At 35.8% G+C, this 16,499-nt stretch carries 13 protein-coding genes; 12 read left to right on the plus strand and 1 reads right to left on the minus strand.

All coding sequences use genetic code 11. The features are described 5' to 3' along the window. Positions 1-13: 13 nt before the first annotated feature. A complete protein-coding gene (locus AC4BHP_RS04760) occupies positions 14-1,216 on the minus strand; it encodes an ROK family transcriptional regulator (protein WP_066103355.1) in 1,203 nt (400 codons plus the stop codon). Between the two features lie 398 nt (positions 1,217-1,614). Here AC4BHP_RS04760 and AC4BHP_RS04765 point away from each other — a divergent pair, with 398 nt between their 5' ends. The 12 genes from AC4BHP_RS04765 (at position 1,615) to AC4BHP_RS04820 (ending at position 16,439) form a co-directional block, all read left to right on the plus strand. Then, positions 1,615-2,874: a PTS sugar transporter subunit IIC gene (locus AC4BHP_RS04765; protein ID WP_066104263.1), complete on the plus strand. Its 1,260-nt coding sequence runs from the start codon at positions 1,615-1,617 to the stop codon at positions 2,872-2,874. A gap of 230 nt (positions 2,875-3,104) precedes the next feature. Further along, entirely contained in the window at positions 3,105-4,004 is a 900-nt protein-coding gene (locus AC4BHP_RS04770) for a DUF7916 family protein (protein WP_066103358.1), read from the plus strand. A 163-nt stretch (positions 4,005-4,167) separates the two neighbouring features. Beyond that, positions 4,168-4,485 carry a PTS sugar transporter subunit IIB gene (locus AC4BHP_RS04775; protein ID WP_302621338.1) on the plus strand — a complete coding sequence of 106 codons (318 nt, stop codon included), beginning with the start codon at positions 4,168-4,170 and terminating at the stop codon, positions 4,483-4,485. 42 nt (positions 4,486-4,527) lie between these two features. Next, on the plus strand, positions 4,528-4,848 hold the full coding sequence (locus AC4BHP_RS04780; protein ID WP_066103365.1) for a PTS sugar transporter subunit IIA: 321 nt from the start codon (positions 4,528-4,530) through the stop codon (positions 4,846-4,848). Positions 4,849-5,313: 465 nt separating this feature from the next. Further along, a complete protein-coding gene (locus AC4BHP_RS04785) occupies positions 5,314-6,015 on the plus strand; it encodes an NAD(P)-dependent oxidoreductase (RefSeq protein ID WP_490551451.1) in 702 nt (233 codons plus the stop codon). 452 nt (positions 6,016-6,467) lie between these two features. Next, the gene (locus AC4BHP_RS04790) at positions 6,468-7,640 is read left to right on the plus strand and encodes an amino acid deaminase/aldolase (RefSeq protein WP_262365968.1); all 1,173 of its coding nucleotides are present in this window, start codon (positions 6,468-6,470) and stop codon (positions 7,638-7,640) included. Beyond that, a complete protein-coding gene (locus AC4BHP_RS04795) occupies positions 7,640-8,947 on the plus strand; it encodes a D-arabinono-1,4-lactone oxidase (protein ID WP_180349966.1) in 1,308 nt (435 codons plus the stop codon). The genes AC4BHP_RS04790 and AC4BHP_RS04795 overlap by 1 nt, the downstream gene beginning before the upstream one ends. A 770-nt stretch (positions 8,948-9,717) precedes the next feature. Further along, positions 9,718-11,277, plus strand: coding sequence for a response regulator transcription factor (locus tag AC4BHP_RS04800; protein WP_148629788.1), 1,560 nt, complete (start codon positions 9,718-9,720; stop codon positions 11,275-11,277). 15 nt (positions 11,278-11,292) lie between these two features. Next, a complete protein-coding gene (locus AC4BHP_RS04805; protein ID WP_490551454.1) occupies positions 11,293-13,074 on the plus strand; it encodes a sensor histidine kinase in 1,782 nt (593 codons plus the stop codon). Positions 13,075-13,238: 164 nt separating this feature from the next. Then, the gene (locus tag AC4BHP_RS04810) at positions 13,239-14,531 is read left to right on the plus strand and encodes an ABC transporter substrate-binding protein (protein ID WP_140461543.1); all 1,293 of its coding nucleotides are present in this window, start codon (positions 13,239-13,241) and stop codon (positions 14,529-14,531) included. A 275-nt stretch (positions 14,532-14,806) separates the two neighbouring features. Next, entirely contained in the window at positions 14,807-15,622 is an 816-nt protein-coding gene (locus AC4BHP_RS04815; RefSeq protein ID WP_490551662.1) for a carbohydrate ABC transporter permease, read from the plus strand. Next, positions 15,615-16,439: a carbohydrate ABC transporter permease gene (locus tag AC4BHP_RS04820; protein WP_140461542.1), complete on the plus strand. Its 825-nt coding sequence runs from the start codon at positions 15,615-15,617 to the stop codon at positions 16,437-16,439. Before AC4BHP_RS04815 ends, AC4BHP_RS04820 begins: the two co-directional genes overlap by 8 nt. Positions 16,440-16,499: the final 60 nt, after the last annotated feature.

Genomic DNA, 16,499 nt, shown 5'->3' on the forward strand with positions numbered 1-16,499 from the left:
TAAACTTTCCTTACTAGCTTTTTATTTTACCCTTTAACAAAAAGTTGGAGATAGCGAAACTGCATGCTCCAAGAGCGCCATTTATATCGGAATATTGTTTAAATGCAATGTCCCAAGTATGGCTGAGGGGAAGTAGAATGTTATTTTGATTTAAATAATGGCTAAGCAGATTGTTTAATACGGGTTCGTTAAATAGCTCTCCGTGTAAAATGATTTTATTTGTATCAATCAACATCGGTAAATTATTGATTGTAATAGACAGGTATTTAATGGCGTTATTAAGGATGTTGGTGACTCCTTCATCCCCCATTTTATAAGCACTTAAAATGGTTTCAATTGTGATGCTATGTTTATCTGGGGTTAATTGCCCCAAAAAAGTTGTATTCGAACTCTCATAAAGTATGCGGGATTTTTTTATAATCCAAGCCTCACTAGCGTATGTCTGCAAGCAGCCCCTTTTTCCACACTCACATAGTTCTCCGTCTGGGTGAACAATCGTATGACCTATTTCGCCTACCAAAAATTTGTTTTCTCCATAAGTATGTCCCTCATAAATATAAGAACAGAACATCCCTCTACTGACATGAAAGAAAATGAAATTATCATCTATATGATTCTTGCTGAATAGTCTCTCCGCGTTGGCCATACAATGAACATTATTTTTAAAGTAGATTGGTAATTCTACATTTTCCAGTAGAAGTCCTAGATTAAAGTTTTTCCAGTGTGTATTGTTGCTGTAAATGGTCTTACTTTTATCATTAAAATGTCCAGGCAATGCAATTCCGACGGCCTTTGGCTGATAGCTGTGATGACAATGAATAAAATGATTTAACTCCTCTATAAAATGAGCTTCTGTTAAAGCATCATTTTTATTTCCTGCATTAAACTTAATTACCTTCTCAGCATAGATTTTTCCGATATTATCACTTAGGCAAAACGAAAAATATTTTTCAGATAATTCACATCCAATATAAAAACTGTGATGTGCGGCAATATCTAAAAGAATCCGTTTACGTCCCGATTTATTATTTTCAGAAGAGTCTTCTCCTAATTCATAAATTAGGTTTTCTTTAAGTAAAGATCCAGTTATCTCACTAACTGTAGCAGGGGTAATACCTGTATGATTTGAAATCTCTATTCGTGAGATAGGACCATGGACATAAATTTTATCTAAAATTTTAGTACGCAGTTCTCTTTGTTTAGTTGTGAGTGTCATGATAATCTCCGTTCTTATTCTTATCTTAATTAATTATAAATTATAATTAATTTACTATTTAAAATCAATTTTCAAAAAACTTTTTCTTCCTTTATATATGGAAAGGTAAATGTGTGAAGTAAAAAAATACTAATACTATCAATAAATTGAAATTTCTTGATTGACAAAAGCGCTTTCATTAATTAGTGTTAAGATAGTTAATTATATTTTATTATTATTTAAATGATAAAAATAAGGTGTTTTTATAGTCTTTGATAATAATTTATAAATAAAGGAAGATATTTTGATTTTCAAAGGAGGCTAAGAACGATACAAGGATTACTTATAAGATTAAAAGCATTCTATAAATGTAATTCATTTGGATATGAACCTTGAGGAGGAATTAAACAGTGAGCAAAATGAATGAACTGTTGGAAAATAAAATGATGCCCATTGCTGGAAAATTAGGTAGTAATAAATTTCTGATTGCTATACGAGATGGTATTACGTTTGCAATGCCGTTAATTATTATTGGCTCACTTTTTATGATTATAGCTAGTTTCCCGGTGCCAGGTTGGGAAGCATGGTTGGGTAAGATGGGAATCGCAGACTTTTTATGGAAAGGCACTGACAGTAGTTTTGGGTTAATTGGTTTAATAGCCAGTTTTGGGATTGCTTATAGTTTAACAAGGCAGTTTAATGTAGACGGAATCGGTTCAGGCATTATCTCATTGTCTGCATTTATTATTGCAACTCCATTTATTTCTTCTGATGCTGGAGCTGGAATGCCAATTGCTTATATGGGAGCGAAAGGTTTATTTATTGCTATAATTATGGGTTTGCTTAATGGTTATATATATCAATGGTTCATTAATCGTAATATTCAGATTAAACTTCCGGAAAGCGTTCCGCCAGCTGTAGCCAGAAGCTTCAGTGCCATTATTCCGGGTGCAGTAATTATAACGATGTGGTTAATTATTTATTCTATTCTAAGTACGTTTGATTTACCAAATGTACATGACATTGCGCAAGTCATCTTAGGTAAACCATTAGGGTTATTGGGAAATAACGTTTTTGGTACAATCATCGTGGTAGGTCTCAATAGTTTATTCTGGTTTGTTGGTATCCATGGAGGTAATGTAGTTAACTCAGTTATGCAGCCTGTATGGATTGCCAACTTAGATGAAAATCGTGTGGCTTATCAAGCTGGTCAAGAATTACAAAATATTATTACACTACCCTTTATGGATAACTTCGTCTATATTGGCGGGGGCGGAGCTACGATTGGTTTAGTTTTAGTTCTCGGATATTTAGCACGTAAAAAGAAAACGAGCAAACAAACAAAAGCATTGGCACCGATTACCGTTGTACCAGGTTTATTTAATATTAATGAACCGACTATGTTTGGTATACCAGTAGTATTGAATGTAATGTTGTTCATTCCATTTATTCTTGCTCCAATGATAAATGTAGTGGTCACGTATTTAGCAATGGCCTCGGGTTTAGTACCGTTAACTAGAGCAGCAGCCTCCTGGACAATGCCTCCAATATTCAGTGGATTTTTAGTTACAGGTGATATAAGCGGGGCGATTTTGCAGATTGTTTTAATAATACTGGATATCTTACTTTACTTGCCATTCGTTTTAGCTGTTGAAAAGCGTTTCAAATCGCAAGAATAGTTTGACTATATAAAGTTACTGAACTACTAATTTATCTTTTGATTTGTTCTCAATGAAACTAAAAAATATAGGGATCAAATGATAGTTCCAATGCAAATAATGATTCTTGATTAATTAAGAATGAAAACATACTCTGGGCTACCACTATTAATGAAGAGATTGAAGTGTAAAAGTATGAATGATCAGGATTAGTGGATTAGTTCAAAAAAGCAATGAAGGGGACTTTAAAAATGAAAAAACGATTAATCAGTGCAAATGCATCAGAAATATTGGAAATGACTGCAGTAGAGTTGAAGCAAAGTATTAAAGCATGCGAAGGACGCGTTATTATGTCTGAAAATGTTGCGGTTCGTGAACCTTATATTGAAGATATTACAAATGCAGAAATTGCCCGCTCGTTTGGAGCAGACTTAATTCTCTTGAATGGTGTTGATGTGCTTTCGCCACATATTGCAGGATTAGAAAACGAAGAAGGTTCATTCGTAGAGGCACTTCACCGATTGGTCGGCCGTCCTATTGGTGTTAATCTAGAGCCAGTGGACAATTCAGCGAATATGGCAGAAGAAAGATTAATCATTTCAAAAGGTCGTCAAGCTAATCTAGAAACCATACAGGAAATTGAAAAATTAGGACTTGATTTTGTATGTTTTACAGGAAATCCTGGCACGGGTGTAACAAATGAGCAGATCCAAAAAACGATACAGCTTGCTAAAGAACATTTCTCGGGATTAATTATCGCAGGAAAAATGCATGGAGCAGGAGTGGATGAGCCAGTTGCAGATGCAGAAGTGGTGAAAGGTTATATTGATTCAGGTGCAGATATTATTTTAGTTCCTGCAGTGGGGACTGTTCCAGGCTTTGATGATGAAGAACTAAAGAAGATTGTAAAAAGTGCCCATCAACATGGTGCCCTTGTTTTATCTGCTATTGGTACAAGCCAAGAAAGTTCTGATGAAGACACGGTTAAACAAATTGCTATCCGGAATAAAATTTGTGGGGTGGATATTCAACATATCGGTGACGCGGGGTACGCCGGTCTTGCTCCTGTAGAAAATATATTTGCGATGAGTAAAGCTATTCGTGGTATTCGGCATACAGTCTCTATGGTTGCTCGTTCTATCAATAGGTAAGGCTCATATACTTAGTTTACTAGACAATAGAGGCATAAGCCCAATGCCTTGCCTGCTATAGTTCATTATTTTCATTGGAAGAAATTTGCGTGAACAGATATTTATATATCCTTATTAACTGACATCTTTAAACTAAAGAATGAAATCAAAGGAGGAACTAACAGTGAAAACTATTATGTTAGTATGTGCAGCAGGAATGAGTACAAGTTTATTGGTGACAAAAATGCAAAAGGCAGCAGAAGTGCGTGGAATCCAAGCTGATATTTTTGCCCAATCAGCACAAGAAATGGAATTTACTCTCGAACAGAAAAATGTAGATGTATTGTTATTAGGACCTCAAGTGAAATATATGCAAAATCAAATTGAATCAAAACTGGTCGGGAAAAACATTCCTGTAGCAGCAATTAATATGCAATATTACGGTATGATGAATGGTGAAAAGGTCCTTGATCAAGCACTGCAAATAATTGAAAACAAGTGATAAAAGGATAGCTGTTAATGGAAGGCGAGAAGGGGGGATACTATGTCATTAGAAGCAAATGATTACTATACTGTGGCGTTTAAGATTATTAGTAACGTAGGTGCGGCTAAAAGCTTAGTAATGGAAGCGCTTTATGCGGCGAAAGAAGGAAAATATGAATTAGCAGAAGAAAAGTTAGCTGAATCAAAACATTTCTTTGTAGAAGGTCATAAAACGCACGCCTCTTTAATTCAAAGAGAGGCAAATGGAGAAAAGCTTGAGTTCTCGCTTATATTTATGCATGCGGAAGACCAGATAATGAGTGTTGATACGATTACAATTCTAGTTACAGAAATGATTGAACTATATAAGCGTACAGCATAGAAGATGTGGACTGCTTACAAATTTGCATACATTTAAAATAGCTGAAATACACATAGCCACAAAAAGGGCTATGTGTATTTCGGCTTATATTTAGTTACGGTTTTTTTAAACCCAGTTTGTATAAAAGATTTCTTCTAAATCACATCGTTCCCAGATATGGACACTAGAGTAGTGCGGAAATAGGCTGGCACTGGATGTTCTAGTCCGATTATTATCGTAGTAGATTAAAGGAGTACTAAATATGGAAAGAATCCCCAATTGAATACCCTAGCATACGATTTTACGCTAGTCATTTTGAGCTATTCTACTATAATGAACGTCACTGATAAAGAATTGTTTTTATAAGTAGTGAAAATTGATAAAACCAACAGATAATTATATGATTATATTAAATAGTCAATCAAGTGTAAGTAGGTATGTTTAATACAGAGAACAATCCATAGTTTTCCTTAGAATGACTCAGGAATGGATAAAAGTATTGGTCCAAGAAATGTGCAGTGGGCATTCTGGGAATGTTGGGATGATAATAAGAAAGGGTGGTGGATTGTTATGAAAATTATCGTGTTTGGTGCAACAGGTGGTGTAGGTCAATCTGTTGTGCGTCAAGGAGTTGAGGCTGGTTTTGAGGTGACGGCGTTTGTACGTACTCCGGCCAAGCTAGACTTTCCCCATGAAAATTTAAAGATTATACAAGGAAATGCTTTTAATCTAGCGGAAGTAACAGAAGCGATTGCAGGTCATGATGCTGTTATATCTTGCTTAGGCTCGAATCAAGGGATGAAAAAATCAACCGAGCTTCAAGAGATGATAAAAAATATTGTTACTGGTATGAAGGAGCAACATGTAGAGCGGATTATCTACACTGCATCTGCGGGAGTCCATAAAGAATTAACAGGGCTAAGTGGTAAATTGGTCATGAGAATGCTTAAGAATCCTCTAATTGATCATCGGGCTGCAGTTGAATATATTCAATCACATGGATTGAACTACACCATTGTTCGACCGATGGGGCTAACGAATCATCCCTTTACAGGAAAGTATAGAGAATCTGCAACAAGTGTACCAGAGAAATCAAGATCAATACCGCGTGCTGACGTCGCACATTTTATCTTAAAAGCATTAAAGGATAGCCGTTATGAACATACGTCAATCGGCATCTCTACTTGAGTTCCAAAACACGTTCGTTTTAACAAACTGAGAGGGTCAGGGTGTTAATCTTAAACTACTCAGTACTGTGTATATTATTAACTATTACTTTAATGGGAGATTCAAAAATTCCCGCTAGATACATTACAGCAACTGCATTATAAGTAAGAGCGGTCTGTATAGTAGCTAGTAAATAAGGGTCTCCCCTTTGATGGGTATGTTTGTTTATTAAAACTTCCTATATTAAGTCTAAAGCCATTGATGAGTTCACTATATCAATGGCTTTTTTAACTCCATGAAAAAGTATTGGTAACACCGTTGAAAAACATCTACCGCTATAATATAAGATAAACTTTTTATGCGTTTATCTTTCCTTGAAAACGTAATTGTTATAATAAGTCTGAATATTTTGAATAAGTTCTATTTTTAATCATGCTCCTCGTTTATTATGAGAATGAGAGGTGGTGGTGTTAGTGGTGCTATATGAATTATCAAAGGAGTTATCTTATCCAGCCCTTTTGCTGGATTTAGATGCTTTAGATCAAAATTGCAGGAGAATCGCTGAAAAAGCAAATGGAAAAACGATCAGAATTGCTACTAAATCGATACGGTCTATTCCAGTTTTAAAAAGAATTCTCCAATCCAATCCTGTCTATAAAGGAGTAATGTGTTATAGCCCCTATGAAGCTATTTTTCTTGCAGAACAAGGCATTGAGGATATCCTGATAGGTTATCCATGCTGGGATTCCAAACCTCTTAGCAAAATAGCTGAACTAAATGGAAAAGGTCATCAAATTACCTGTATGGTCGATTCCTTTGAACAGATTAAACATTTAAATGCGATTGCTAAGGAAGCAAATGGATTTTTTTATTTATGCATCGATATTGATATGAGCACCACATTTGGTAATCTCCATTTTGGAGTAAGACGTTCCCCATTAAAAACAGAAGAAGGCGTGATTCAGCTAGTACGAATTATACAGGAATATCCATCGCTAAAGCTTCTGGGAATCATGGGTTATGAAGCACAAATAGCTGGGGTAGGTGATCATTTGCCATCTCAGAGGCTTAAAAATATGGCTGTTGCTTTTATGAAAAAGAAATCAATTGATAAAATCAAACGGCGAAGGGAGAGGATTGTTCAATCTCTTAAGAGTGAGGGTGTACAATTAGTATTTGTTAATGGAGGAGGAACGGGAAGTCTTGAAACTACATCAAAAGAAGAGGTTGTTACGGAACTGACAGCGGGATCAGGTTTCTATGCTCCTTTGTTGTTTGATTATTACCGAAATTTTCGCTTCACACCTGCCTTATATTTCGCATTGCCAGTCGTTAGAAAACCAACTCCAAATATTTATACTTGTCTTGGAGGTGGATATGTCTCATCTGGAGTGCATGGTCAGGATAAGGTGCCATTGCCTATTTACCCGCCGGGTGGTAAATTATTGTCATTTGAAGGAGCTGGGGAGGTGCAAACCCCTGTTTATTATGAAAAGGAAACGTTGGAAATTGGAGATGTCATTATCTTCAGGGCAGCGAAAGCTGGAGAAATTTGTGAACGGTTTAATGAAATCATTTGTCTTGCTAATCAACAAATCGTTGATCGATTTCTTACCTATCGGGGGGAAGGGAAATGCTTTCTGTAATGAAGACGATACAAGGCAAACGATGGAGAAATTGGTCTCAAACATGTGAAAGTATCCCGGAAAAAATCCTGTATCCATCCTCAATTGAGGAGGTTGCTTCAATCGTTAAAGAAGCGTCGAAACAAGAGAAAAGAATCAGAGTTGTAGGAGCTGGGCATTCATTTACGAGTTTAGTAAAAACGGATGATTGGCTCATATCTCTTGATTTACTTAGTGGAATTGAACAACTCGATGAGGCAGCCAGTACAGTTACCATCCTGGGTGGTACCCGGTTATTTCAATTAGGAGAAGTGCTTGGACAAGAAGGATATTCTCAGGAAAATTTAGGCGACATCAATGTCCAAAGTATTGCGGGTGCTATTTCAACTGGAACGCATGGAACTGGACTGAAGTTTGGTAATATTCCAACCCAAGTAGTAGAAATCGTCATTGTTACAGCATCTGGAGATGTTCTTACCGTTTCTGAGGAACAAAATCCTCAATATTTCAATGCTTGTCTCATATCGCTTGGAGTTCTTGGAATCATTGTAAAAGTAAAACTGAAGATAATTAAAACACTTATATATGAATACAGAAGTGAAAGAAAAGAATATCCACTTTTTGAGCAACAGCTTGAATGCTATATCCATGAAAACCGTCACTTTGAATTTTTTCTATTCCCATATTCAGATTGTGTACAAGTTAAAACGATGAATATTACAAATCGTAAACCAAAGGGCTTATTCTTTCATAACTTAAAAAATCTCATTTTTGAAAACTATTTATTTTTTGTACTGTCAGAGGTATGTCGTGTGTTACCAAGGAGCAGTCAAACCATAAGTAGAATATCTGCAAAGGCCGTAGGAACAACAACCATTACGGCAAAAAGCTATGAGATTTTTGCTAGTCCAAGACTTGTGAAGTTCAGGGAAATGGAATATTGTATTCCACTTCATTACTTTAAGCCGGCCATTCAAGAGATTCGGAAGTGTATTGAAGTAAAGAAGCATAAGGTTCATTTTCCGATAGAATGCAGGACGGTCAAGGCAGACGACATTTGGTTTAGTCCTTCTTATCAGAGAGATTCCGCCTATATTGCTTTCCATATGTATAAAGGCATGCCATATGAAGAATATTTTCAAGAGATGGAAGCGATTATGCGGAAGTATGAAGGAAGACCACATTGGGGTAAAATGCATAGCCTAGGTAAAAAAGAATTATATTCCTGCTACCCCAAACTGCCGGATTTTCAAGCCATAAGGTATGAACTTGACCCGCAAGGAATTTTCCTAAACGACTATATTAAAAAGATAATTATTGATGAATAAGAGAATGGCCTTACTATAATCTAATTCTTCTTTACAAGTGAAATGGCGGCCAGATGTTCAGCAAGAGGAGGGTACGGAATCAGTGGTATGCTCCCTACCGCTACTAAGTATAGTTGCCTATCAAGTGAAATCTTCAACACCTATCAAACAGAAAAAAAGCTGGAGTCCGATTCGATGTTATCGGATCGGGCTGTTTCGTTTGCTATATTGCTGCTATTCTTGTATGTTCCTCAATTACTCGGAAGTTTCCACTTTATTTGGAACAATAGAGTCCCCGTTGTAATGCAAAAAGGAGTGCCTTTCCAAAATGTCGAAATAAGTATGTTATCAGACAAACACTAAGACCCTAATAACAACCTGCTTAAATGTTTTTTTTCACGAGTGGTTTCGACTTGTTTTTCCATGAATTGACAAAAACTACATTTTAGACTGCCTGTCGAACTTTATTATGCCGCTGATATCACTCAAGGTAATTTTGAATCAATAAAAGCATTTCAGCAATAAAAAGAGACTTATCATACAGAGAACCAGAATTTATAATTTAAGGTATAATACGGAAACTTCTATTCCATCAGAGGCAGCTATTTGAAGCGTCCTAACTAGGATAAGTTACTCCTTTGTTCTTAAAAAGGTATAAAATATACAGCTTCATTAAGCTATTTCTGTAGGTATTATCATAGAAGATATGGTAGCAACAACTAATGTTACTACTTAAAAGCTTATAAATAATAAATTGAACGATTAAAGTTGTCAGCATTTGGAGGTAGATTATGGTAAAAGACGATGGAATTTGCAGAATACTGATTGTAGATGATGAAATACTAATTAGACAGGGAATTAAGCATTATTTAGATTGGGAGTCTGAAGGTTTTCAAATCGTTGGAGAAGCTTCAAATGGTCAGGAAGCATTGGAAATGATAGAAGTTTTGAGTCCGCAAATCATTATTACAGACATCGTCATGCCTATCATGAATGGAGAAGAATTAACACGAGTCGTTAAAGAAAAATATCCCCAAATAGAGGTCATTATCCTGAGCAGTTATGGCGAATTTGACTATGTACGCTCGGCCTTTCAATGTGGAGTGGTCGATTATATTTTAAAACCAAAGCTCGAGGCGCAAAGTCTATTAAAAGTTTTAAAAACCGCTGTTAAAAGAATACCAGGTTTTCAATCAAGGGAAAAGGAACTGAATGTAAGTCTATCTATCGATCAAATTATCAACAGGTTAGTTTTAGGGTATGATGTACATTTTGATTCAAAACAGATTATTAGAGCTTTTCCTTACAGTCATTACAGTTTATTGGGTGTGGACTTAAAAAAACACCCATCCAAGGGTGCTGCTGAATTTTTAATTCAAGTCAAAACTAAGGTTGAAAACGTATTCAACAAAAAGATAAGCGAGGTCTCTTACTATTCTTTTAACTATGATCCGCATATCATTGTATTTCTTTTGAATACAAATCAAGATCATATGACAAGGGTTAAGGATGTTGCTAATCAATTGGCAGCTTCACAGGTCGCATGTGGTTTTGCTTTAACGGAGGGATTCCAAAGTTTTGGTCAATTAGGAGGAATTTTAAAGAACAGCCTTCTAAAACTGTTAAACTATCGCTTTTATTTTCCTGATATCTTAGTTCTAACTGAACGATCTTTACCTAAGACTGTACATAGGAGTGAAAAATTCAATCTGGATTGGTTTACAGAAGAGTTCAGAAATAAGCACTTTGATTCGGCTTTTCACTATTTAAGGAATCATGCCCTAAAATTATCTAATTGTTTTTTTGTGGATGTTTTCGAGTATAAATCATTTATCAGTAACATCATATTTAACATTACAATCCTCCTTGGCAATATGAATTATGATATCAAAGAGCTTGAACAAAGCAGGTACTCGTTTTTCAAGCTCATTGATGAAGCACATTCTGTAAATGAGACAATTAAACTTTTGGATTGTTTTATTGAGGAAGCGAATAAATGCATATTCTTAATGGAAAATCGAGCAGAGAATATCACTATGAAGAAGTTTATGGACTACATAAAGAGTCATTATGCAGAGCCGCTTACCTTAACCGATGTGGCTACTTATTTTCATTTTAATCCTTCTTATATTTCAAGCTATTTTACAACTCATAATCATGAAGGATTTATAGATTCTTTGAATAGAATCCGGATTGAAGAGGCATGTAAGCTACTCCTTAACGAAACAGCTACTATCGCAGAAATAAGTGAAATGGTCGGTTTCTCGGAGCATAGCTATTTTTGCAAAGTATTTAAAAAAATAAAGGGGATGTCCCCTAGTCAATACAAAAGAAAACAATTTATAGGATAAGGGACGTGATTAAATATGAGACTTATACCCGAGCGATTTAAACACCACACTTTATTTATTACGATTTCCCTTATCACCTTCACCATTATCATTCTTGTTTCTGTGACGATTACATGGACAACAATTCGCATGTCGGAGGAATTCTTTTTTGAAAAATTCAGTATTACGAATGCGAAAATAATAAACGAAATAAAAGAACGCTTTGAGTCTTTTCATTATTCTATTGTCATTGCGTCAAATAATATTTTACAAAGCGGCACAATTAAGACCAACCTAACTGAGGAGCAAACGAATGCTCAAAAAATGATCTCATTTTATACGATGGGGGAATATATTAAACAAATTCAATCGAATATTGAAGCTTACGAGCTTGAAATCATCGTTAAAGGAGAAAATGGGGTTACCTTAACGACCAATCGTACCCACTGGCCGATATCTAATCAGGAGCTTAATGAAAGTATCTTAACAAGCAATACATTTAAAGAACCGAAACGGCTTCTGTATCAATATGATGAACGTAAGAGCGAAACGAGAAGTATTGAGGATAGAAGGTATGTTGTAGCTACAAAAGCGTTAATGGATCGACTTTCCGGTACTGTTTATGGCTCCATGTATTTTTCTTATAGGGAAAGTGAATTCAAAAAGGTCTATTCCAACTATACTAGCCCTGGGAATGATATTTTCATTATTGATAAATCAGGGAGGATTGTTTCCAGTAACCAGTCTCAATTTATTGGGCAAAAGGAAGTGGAACTCCTTCGGTATGCGAAAGAGAGTAAAAACAACTCAAATAATTATATGATTGGTAGTTTTAAAGGGAAGGATCAGGTCATTTTTGTAGAAGCACTTCCCTCTTTTGATATGTATTTATTTAATATTATTGATAAAGAAAAGACATTTGGAAATTTAATTGATAAGAGAAAAATTGTATTGATCTCGCTAGGGATTGTTTTGATAGGTCTGGTCAGTATATTTTTCGTATCAAAAAGATTGACTAATTCTTTATCAAGACTTGTTAGACAGATTGAAAATGCGCCAAAATCTAAATTTCGTCAAAACGTGGCTGTTTTAGGTACATATGAAACGAGGCAAATCGGAAATGCTTTTAATTCCATGCTGGATGAGCTGCATGAATATGTTGAGCAGTTAATGCTGTCGCAAAAACAGAAACGGAATGCGGAGCTGGCAGCCCTGCAGCGACAAATCAATCCACATTTCTTGTACAATACATTAGCTTCCATTAAATTTATGGTTCAGCAAGACCGCAAGGAAGATACGGAAGCTATGATTACTGCTTTGATTTCCTTACTTCAAAATACAATAGGCAATGTGAATGAAACGGTTACTGTTAAACAGGAACTGGATAATTTGAAAAACTATGTCTTCATTAATCAAAAACGTTATGGAAATAAAATACATGTAAGCTATATGGTTTCGCCAGATTGTATGGATTTTCATCTGCCCAAGCTAATTCTTCAACCTTTTATGGAAAATTCATTTTTCCATGGGTTCAATCGTAAAGCGGGGGGATCTATCCATGTCCTTATTTGGCAGGAAGAGAACAACCTGATTTGTGAAGTAGTAGATAATGGTGACGGAATAGCGGATGAGCAAGGTGAAAATCTTCCTAATCAAACGTACAAACGACAGCTTTTCTCAGGAATCGGTGTTAGGAATGTTCATGAGCGTATTCAACTTATATATGGAGAAGAATATGGAGTAACCATTTCCAGCAAACAGGGAGAAGGAACAAAGGTACGGATTATCATTCCTTCTCATATGGAACAAAAATCGTAATAAAATCTAAAGATATTCCAAATTCCCAAAAATGAATACGCTTTCAATAGGCAAAAATAATACAAGTTTACGAAAATATCTTCCTATAGAGTTGTAGCAAAGGGGTGCTAACATAATACATGTAGGATTGATAACGCTTACAATTAGAAATGGAGGGGATGTCAATGAATAAGATTTTTGCATTATTGTTAGCCAGTATTCTTTTGTTATCAGCTTGTTCTTCTGAATCAAAAACGAACGAAGAGGCTTCCGACACAGAAAAGGGTAGCAATGAATTAACGGTATGGACTTGGGATCCAAATTTCAACGTGAAAGCTATCGATATGGCAAAGGACTATTATAATAAGGAAAATTCCGAGCTTAGTTTAAAAATCATTGAAAATGCACAAGCAGACATTGTCCAAAAACTTAATACCAGCTTAAGCTCCGGTACAACTAAAGGAATGCCGAATATTGTCTTAATTGAGGATTATCGTGCGCAAAGCTTTCTTAAAGCGTATCCAGATGCATTCTTCGATTTATCAAAATATTATAAAGCGGAAGATTTTGCAGAATACAAACTTGCTCCTACCAGTTTAGAAGATAAGCATTATGGTATTCCATTTGATTCAGGAGTATCTGGATTTTATGTAAGAACAGATTATTTAGAGAAAGCAGGCTACGCTGTTGAAGATTTGCAGGGTATAGACTGGAACAAATATATAGAAATAGGCAAAAAAGTTAAAGAAGCCACTGGCAAATCTATGATTTCAATGGATCCTAAAGATCTTGGTCTTATTCGTCAAATGATTCAGACGAGCGGTTCATGGTATTTGAAGGAAGATGGCGTTACCCCGAACTTGGCAGACAATGAGTATCTTAAAGAAGCATTTCAAACTTACAAAGAGATTGTAGAAGCAGATATATCAAAACCGGTTTCCGACTGGGGTCAATATCTTGCTTCCTTTAATAGCGGTGAAACAGCATCCATTCTAACAGGTAACTGGATGACAGCTTCAGTAAAGCAGGAGGTATCTCAAAAAGGCAAGTGGGCAGTTGTTCCTTTCCCTAAACAATCTGGTAATGCAAATTCTGTTAATGCTACTAACCTTGGCGGATCCTCTTGGTATGTTCTTGATATTCCGGGCAAAGAGAAGGCGGCAGATTTGTTGGCAAAAACTTTCGGTTCGAACGTTGATTTTTATCAGGATCTAAACAAAGAAATTGGTGCAATTGGTACGTATAAGCCTGCTGCAGAAGGTGAGGCTTATAAAGCGGCAGATGAATTCTTTGACGGTCAGAAAATCACAGAAGATTTTTCCAAATGGGTGGCTGAAATACCACAAGTAAACTATGGTGCACACACGTATGTAATTGAAGATATATTAGCAGTGGGAATGCAGGATTTCTTAAAAGGAAAAGAACTTGATAAAGTCTTGAATGACGCACAAACACAAGCGGAACAGCAAATTAAATAATAGGTTGGTCTCTGCTAATCTAGCAAATAAAAATTCAAGCCTCGGGAAATTGCAAGCTTCTCCTATAAGAATAGGAGCTACTTTGATCAACAGGCGCGTTTCCCGAGTTTTTTATCAATCTAGTAAGGAGTTGATGTATAGTGTTCCCGGCTAAAACCAAACAAAGTTATCATACGAACACAACCGGCCAGAATGTAATACCCCAAAAAAACAGTCGGAAGCATCGGGTGAAAAATGCAACGATTGGATGGTCTTTTGTCGTACTGGCAGTCATCATGATTTGCACATTTACTTTCTATCCAATGATTCAGGCATTTATAATGTCTTTACAATCTGGCACGGGTACAAATCTTTCCTTTGTCGGATTGGACAATTATGCACGTTTATTTAAGGATCCTACTTTTTTGACAACAGTAAAAAATACGGTGATCTATCTCATTATTCAGGTCCCGATTATGATTATTTTTGCTTTGTTTATATCGGTTTTACTGAACAATCCGAAATTAAAGTATCGGGGATTATTTCGAACAGCCATATTCTTACCATGTGTAACGTCACTTGTTGCCTATTCTGTTATTTTTAAATATTTATTTTCTATGGATGGCATTGTAAACACCATGTTAATGAAATTAGCTCTTATCTCTGAACCAATCCAGTGGTTGACTGATCCCTTTTGGGCAAAAATAACGATTATTATTGCCATCACTTGGAGATGGACTGGTTATAATATGATCTTCTACTTATCTGCTCTGCAAAATATTGATTATTCCATTTATGAATCAGCAAAAATTGACGGCGCATCCTCATTTCAACAGTTTTTTAAAATAACCATACCATTACTAAAACCAATTATTTTGTTTACGTCCATTATCTCAACAATCGGGACACTTCAATTGTTTGATGAAGTGATGAATATTACACAAGGCGGACCAGGGAATGCAACGATGACCATTTCTCAGTATATTTACAATCTGTCATTTAAATATACCCCTGATTTTGGTTATGCGGCCACTGTCTCCTATGCAATTGTGATTATGATTGTATTCTTCTCCATCATTCAATTTAAAGTGGCAGGTGATAAAAATGAGTAAACTTAAAAGCATTTTCAACTATACTTTTTTAAGCATAGTCTCCATTATTTCCATCTTTCCTTTTATATGGATGGTCGTCAGTTCGACTAATAAGTCGGTGGATGTGACAAAGGGTCGCTTATTACCAGGGAGTCATCTAGTTGAAAATTTTCAAAGTTTGTTGAATACCACCGATCTTGTATCTGTTTTAAGTAATTCTATTAAAATAGCGGTTATTACAACACTGCTTTCCTTGTTGATTGCCTCTTTGGCTGGTTATGGATTTGAAATTTTCAGAAGCAAAATGAAGGACTATGTTTTTAACTTCTTATTACTCTCCATGATGATTCCTTTTGCTGCTTTAATGGTTCCGTTATTTCGGATGTTTGGAACTATTTCCGAAGCTACTCCAATGGTGGGTATTGATACACTTGCTGCAGTTATTTTACCAACAAGTGTAACAGCCTTTCTGATATTTTTCTTCCGCCAAAGTACAAAGATGTTCCCAAGGGAAATAATTGAGGCTGGCCGAATTGATGGATTATCGGAGCTAGGGGTTTTCCTTAGGATTTATATTCCAACAATGAAAACAACATATGCTGCAGCCGCTATTATTACTTTTATGGCAAGCTGGAACAATTACATATGGCCTCTTGTAGTGCTCCAGTCACCAGAGAACCATACCTTGCCGTTGTTAATATCAAATCTTGGATCAGGATATTCTCCAGACTTTGGAGTGATTATGACAACGATTGTTATTGCAACGCTGCCAACTGCACTGATATTCTTCCTTCTCCAAAAACATTTCGTTGCCGGCATGATGGGGTCAGTGAAGTAGTTGATTTTCGAGTATTCAAAAAGGAATTGGATAAAAGGCTGAGAAACAAGTTGTTCTTCA

This window comes from Pradoshia sp. Z4_20 (genome assembly GCF_058216035.1).

What these genes read in the sequence shown, in the direction of transcription:
- AC4BHP_RS04760 (WP_066103355.1), bottom strand. Translation starts at nt 1,216, where the DNA reads ATGACACTCACAACTAAACAAAGAGAACTGCGTACTAAAATTTTAGAT.
- AC4BHP_RS04765 (WP_066104263.1), top strand. Translation starts at nt 1,615, where the DNA reads ATGAATGAACTGTTGGAAAATAAAATGATGCCCATTGCTGGAAAATTA.
- AC4BHP_RS04770 (WP_066103358.1), top strand. Translation starts at nt 3,105, where the DNA reads ATGAAAAAACGATTAATCAGTGCAAATGCATCAGAAATATTGGAAATG.
- AC4BHP_RS04780 (WP_066103365.1), top strand. Translation starts at nt 4,528, where the DNA reads ATGTCATTAGAAGCAAATGATTACTATACTGTGGCGTTTAAGATTATT.
- AC4BHP_RS04785 (WP_490551451.1), top strand. Translation starts at nt 5,314, where the DNA reads ATGGATAAAAGTATTGGTCCAAGAAATGTGCAGTGGGCATTCTGGGAA.
- AC4BHP_RS04795 (WP_180349966.1), top strand. Translation starts at nt 7,640, where the DNA reads ATGAAGACGATACAAGGCAAACGATGGAGAAATTGGTCTCAAACATGT.
- AC4BHP_RS04800 (WP_148629788.1), top strand. Translation starts at nt 9,718, where the DNA reads ATGGTAAAAGACGATGGAATTTGCAGAATACTGATTGTAGATGATGAA.
- AC4BHP_RS04805 (WP_490551454.1), top strand. Translation starts at nt 11,293, where the DNA reads ATGAGACTTATACCCGAGCGATTTAAACACCACACTTTATTTATTACG.
- AC4BHP_RS04810 (WP_140461543.1), top strand. Translation starts at nt 13,239, where the DNA reads ATGAATAAGATTTTTGCATTATTGTTAGCCAGTATTCTTTTGTTATCA.
- AC4BHP_RS04815 (WP_490551662.1), top strand. Translation starts at nt 14,807, where the DNA reads ATGATTTGCACATTTACTTTCTATCCAATGATTCAGGCATTTATAATG.
- AC4BHP_RS04820 (WP_140461542.1), top strand. Translation starts at nt 15,615, where the DNA reads ATGAGTAAACTTAAAAGCATTTTCAACTATACTTTTTTAAGCATAGTC.